The organism is Sedimenticola hydrogenitrophicus, from assembly GCF_029017505.1.
Taxonomy (GTDB): domain Bacteria; phylum Pseudomonadota; class Gammaproteobacteria; order Chromatiales; family Chromatiaceae; genus Sedimenticola; species Sedimenticola hydrogenitrophicus_A.
The window spans coordinates 1-4,389 of sequence record NZ_JAQGEI010000076.1; the positions used below are offsets into that span (position 1 = coordinate 1).

Here is a 4,389-nt window from a genome sequence, read left to right on the forward strand (position 1 = left end):
CAGAGCAGCTACGTCAGCGAACAGCGCAACAGTGGCGGGAGCCTGTCAGTGGGGCCGGGTACCTTCGGGGCGAGCTTGAACAGGGGTGAGCGCGATATCCGGAGCGACTACATCTCCGTTACCGAGCAGTCCGGCCTCAAGGCCGGCGACGATGGTTTCGATATCGAGGTCGGCAAACACACCACCCTCAAAGGCGGCGTCATCGCCAGCACCCAGACCGCAGTTGATCAAGACCTGAACCGCTTCAAAACCGGCGGCAAACTGGCGCTCACCGATCTCGACAACCGGGCTGCTTACAAAGCCGACGCCTACGGTGTGACCATCGGTGTCGGCACAAGTACGACATCAAACGGCGCCGGGGTCGGATCGGACAAGGGCAGCGCCTCCGGCACCACCCAGGCCGGCATCTCCGGCATCGCCGGTAACATGGAAGTAAGGACCGGAGACGCCTCTGGCGGCATCGAGCGTATCTTCGATGCCGACAAGGTGCAACGCGAGATCGAGGCACAGGTCGTCATTACGCAGGAATTCGGCAGCAAGGCGAGCGGGGCCGCAAGAAATTACGCACAGATCAATGCACAAACCAGCAAGGAAAATGCGGCGAGAGCCAAGGGAAGCGCCGATGGCAGATTCGAAGGAAAAACGGAGGCCGAATGGAATGCCGAGGCCCAAAACTGGACAGGCGAACGCCTCGCGGCGATGAATGTGGTGATTGCCGCGCTGAGCGGTGGCGCGGGAAGCACGCTTAGCGCGGCAGGCAGGGAGGTGCTGCGCATGGCTGCCGTTGAGATGCGCCAGCAGATGATCGAGGATTCGAAGAAATTCCCAGGTATCTGTGACAGTCAGGGCAACTGCCTGGACAATAAATCAGGGGCCAGCGCGGGCGTCGACGGCGACTTGTTCAAGCTGGGCGGGGGGAGGGTTGATGTGGACAAGATGTGCTCGGATGTGCCTGGGTTGTGTCCGGGCAATCAAGAGACAAAAGTTTGGATACGCAAAAGTGACGGCGGCATTCGTTTAAATGAGATCGATAGCAAAGGCAATCCATTCCCAAGCCTTCCGAAACTGATAGAGCAGCATCCTGATTGGATCAGCCCGTTAGGTGGCCTCCAAGGCGGCAGCGGGCAGCTTCTCGGTATGCCCTACGAGCCGGGTGGCTGGATCGATACGGTGATCGAAGTCTATGCTGGCCCGCACGACCATCACAACAGCGGCACTTGGTATGGGCCGGACGGAAACATCAAGACCGGCCGGACGGAAACATCAAGACCGGCCTGACGGAAGAGCAAAGAGAAGTCGGCGAATTGCTGAACAAACTGAATGTTCTGCCAGCTACGCCATATGCATTGAGCACCTTGCTGCCGCCTGAACTCTGGCAGGCCCTGCGCGTCGCGATCATGGGAGCGATGCCATGAGGTGGGGCAAGATAAAAGGATGGGTCTATTTTATGCTGGCATTCTGGTTGTCCACGCTTGCCGGTTGCGCGCCATTTGCGGACTTCAAAAAACTACGCAGAACAGTCCCTTGGGTTGCTTCTCAATCCGTGCCTTGGTCGGCCGAGCGGATGGCTTCTTCCTTTTGCCCTGATATCGGCGGTGTTTACCGCAGAGGATACGCACTCAACAGCGAATTTCCTGGTTTCTTGAACTGGATATCTGTCATGGAAGACGGTGTCAATCTCAACCCGGTGGTTGTAGTTGTTCAAACAAGCAAGGAGCCGATTTCCGTCCCCGAACTTCCATCGAATTACACGAAGGAGCAATGGATAGCGCAGGGGAAAGAAATCACACGACAACAACAAGACTTCTATGCCAAATCCATCGCTCACTTGAACCACAAAGACCATTTGCTCGTTATCCGCGTGACGGACAACGAGCAATACAAACGGAGTGCTTCTATGGATTTGCGTCAGGCCGGTATTGGTTGTAGCAATGGGGTGCTTGTCATCAGACAATTTGCCGGCGGCCTGGATTCCCGCGAAGGCAGGGCTCCAAGATCCATCCGCGCAATGGAAACGCATTTTCATGTTCTCACGAACGGCAATCTGGAGGTGGTCACCTTTCAACTTGATTGGTACGGCGAGAAGGGCAAGGTGACTGACTGGAAAAGAAGCGCGTTCATTTACGAACGGATCAAGTGATGTTTTTCGATCCGTACGGGTGACTACACCTCCGCCACTGGGCAGTCTGGCATCGCGACCGGTGAGGGTGGCTTCGATATCGATGTAGGAAACGACACCACCCTCAAAGGCGGTGTCATTGCCAGCACCCAGACCGCAGTTGATCAAGACCTGAATCGCTTCAAAACCGGCGGCGAACTGGCGCTCACCGATCTCGACAACCGGGCAGCTTACAAAGCCGACGCTTACGGCGTGACCATCGGTGTCGGCGCAAGTACGACATCAAACGGCGCCGGGGTCGGATCGGACAAGGGCAGCGCCTCCGGCACCACCCAGGCCGGCATCTCCGGCATCGCCGGGAACATGGAAGTAAGGACCGGAGACGCCTCTGGCGGCATCGAGCGTATCTTCGATGCCGACAAGGTGCAAAGAGAGATCGAGGCCCAGGTCGTCATTACGCAGGCGTTCGGTAGCAAGGCAACCCAAGCCGCGAAAAACTTCGCGCAAAGCAAGGCACAATCCAGCAAGGAAAATGCGGCGAGAGCCAAGGGAAGCGCCGATGGCAGATTCGAAGGAAAAACGGAGGCCGAATGGAATGCCGAGGCCCAAAACTGGACAGGCGAACGCCTCGCGGCGATGAATGTGGTGGTTACCGCGTTGGGTGGTGGTGCGGAAGGTACTATCAGCGCGGCGGGCAAGGAAGTGTTGCGCATGGCCGCCGTTGAGATGCGTCAGCAGATGATCGAGGACTCGAAAAAGTTTCCCGGCATCTGCGACAGCTTGGGTAATTGTCTGGACAACAAGTCTGGACCCAGCGCCGGCGTCAATGGTGACCAGTTTAAGCTAGGCGGGGGACGGGTGGATGTTGATGTCCTGTGTGGACAAAATTTTTCGAGATGCTCGACAAAGAAGCCCGATGATCCATCCATTGATATGAATGACCCGAGAAGCAAGCTGGCTTTTAATCAGAACGGGCAAGTCGTCTTTAATGGAAACCTAGCCAAGTATTTACATCAGCACCCCGAAGTCATCAGCCCACTTGGCGGCCTCCAAGGCGGCGACGGACAGATATTCGGCATGCCCTACCAGCCGGGGGGCTGGATTGACAAGGTGGTCGAGGCCTATGCCGGCCCGCACGACCAACTCAACAGCGGCACATGGTATGGGCCGGACGGAAATATCAAGACCGGCTTGACGGAAGAGCAGAGACAGGTCGGCGAATTGCAGAACAAGGTGAACGTTTTGATTGCCACACCGTATGCGTTGAGTATCTTGCTGCCGCCTGAACTCTGGCAGGCCTTGCGCGTCGCGATTATGGAGGCCAGGCCATGATGCGGAACAGGGTGACGAGGCGCTTGTGGTGGGCACTGACATTATGGTTGCTCTTCGCGGCTGGATGCACCACCTATGCATATGTGGATTTCAAAAAGCTGCGGCAGACGGTGCCGTGGATTTCACATGAAATTACAGTCAACACAAAGTCATGCCCTTCGTTTTCAATTGCAACCGAAGATGGATTGGACCTCAACATACCCACGAAACATCCCATTGGCTATGTTGGCCCTTTGCTGGAATTTGAAAGACTAGCTGCACCACCATTTCCTGATGCTGAGTTGACAACATATGACCCGGAAAGAGTCGCGCAAGAAAGTCGGCTATCCAAAGCAGAAAAAAGAGCATTAAGCATAAGAAGAAAAATAGCAATCGAGGCTGCACGTATTTTCTCAATAGAAGCTTTCTCAGATATCAACCTGAGCCTCGACCGTCTCGAACAGACGTTCAGGCATGGCGACGTCGCATACAGAAGGGAAACGCTACCCCTTAACCAACCCGGAATTGGCTGCCAAAACGGAATGCTGATCATCCAGCAGATATTCGACGGTGGAATCCAATATGAGGGCAAGGTGGCCGAGTTCATCCGCGCCAAGGAAACGCAGTTTCGTGTTTTGCCTAACGGCAATTTACAGGTTGAAACATTCGACTTGGACTGGTACGGCGCGAGAGTTAAGACGGCTAACTGGAAAAAAAGCACGTCTATTTACGAACGGATCAGATGATGTTTTTTGATCCGTCGATTCCCGTAAAGCTGAAGCAACCAGGTCTGCACCTATTTCCACTTCCGTTGATTGCACATACAGCGTTTAGCATAACCTACGGACTGGAGAGTTCCAGTGCGAAAAAGCTAACTAAAAAATGAAAATTGCTCCTAACCATGTGCTGCACCCGACGCTCCAGTCGCTGCGCTCCTTCCGCTCGGGTGAGCACGGTCG

4 protein-coding genes are annotated in these 4,389 nt (G+C 55.3%); all 4 read left to right on the plus strand.

Translation table 11 applies throughout. The annotated features are described in order from the left end of the window. Positions 1 to 1,278 (plus strand): hypothetical protein (locus tag O9K64_RS23175; protein WP_335342350.1); only part of this gene is annotated, 1,278 nt, incomplete at its 5' end. A 133-nt stretch (positions 1,279 to 1,411) separates the two neighbouring features. Beyond that, complete coding sequence (locus O9K64_RS23180; RefSeq protein WP_275100494.1) at positions 1,412 to 2,140, plus strand: hypothetical protein; 729 nt, start codon at positions 1,412 to 1,414, stop codon at positions 2,138 to 2,140. Between the two features lie 231 nt (positions 2,141 to 2,371). Then, the gene (locus O9K64_RS23185; protein ID WP_275100495.1) at positions 2,372 to 3,451 is read left to right on the plus strand and encodes a hypothetical protein; all 1,080 of its coding nucleotides are present in this window, start codon (positions 2,372 to 2,374) and stop codon (positions 3,449 to 3,451) included. Beyond that, positions 3,448 to 4,176 (plus strand): hypothetical protein, encoded by a 729-nt coding sequence (locus tag O9K64_RS23190; protein WP_275100496.1) that lies wholly within the window; start codon positions 3,448 to 3,450, stop codon positions 4,174 to 4,176. Before O9K64_RS23185 ends, O9K64_RS23190 begins: the two co-directional genes overlap by 4 nt. The last annotated feature ends 213 nt before the right edge of the window (positions 4,177 to 4,389 follow it).

Excerpts from the sequence above, each read along its gene's own strand:
- O9K64_RS23190 (WP_275100496.1), top strand. The coding sequence starts at position 3,448 with ATGATGCGGAACAGGGTGACGAGGCGCTTGTGGTGGGCACTGACATTA.
- O9K64_RS23180 (WP_275100494.1), top strand. The coding sequence starts at position 1,412 with ATGAGGTGGGGCAAGATAAAAGGATGGGTCTATTTTATGCTGGCATTC.